Origin of the sequence: Undibacterium sp. SXout7W (genome assembly GCF_049339385.1) — a bacterium.
Lineage (GTDB): Bacteria > Pseudomonadota > Gammaproteobacteria > Burkholderiales > Burkholderiaceae_D > Undibacterium.
This window is the reverse complement of sequence record NZ_JBMPPF010000184.1, coordinates 1-255: the sequence shown is the minus strand read 5'-3', so window position 1 is coordinate 255 and position 255 is coordinate 1. Positions and strand designations below refer to the sequence as shown.

Sequence of the window (255 nt, the reverse complement as noted above, 5' to 3'; positions counted from 1 at the left end):
TTGGAGGATGGTCCCCCCATGTTCAGACAGGATTTCTCGTGTCCCGCCCTACTTGTTGCAAGCCTAGTACCACAAAGATGATTTCGTATAAGGGGCTATCACCCTCTATGGCCGGAGTTTCCAATCCATTCTACTATCAAATCTGCTATCACTTGCGGCTCCTCCCATTTCGCTCGCCACTACTTTGGGAATCTCGGTTGATTTCTTTTCCTGTAGCTACTTAGATGTTTCAGTTCGCCACGTTCGCTTCGTATT

General features: G+C 47.8%; 1 rRNA gene. It reads right to left on the bottom strand.

From position 1 onward, the window contains the following. Positions 1 to 255, bottom strand: a 23S ribosomal RNA gene (locus tag ACO0LB_RS21025); the annotation flags it as partial.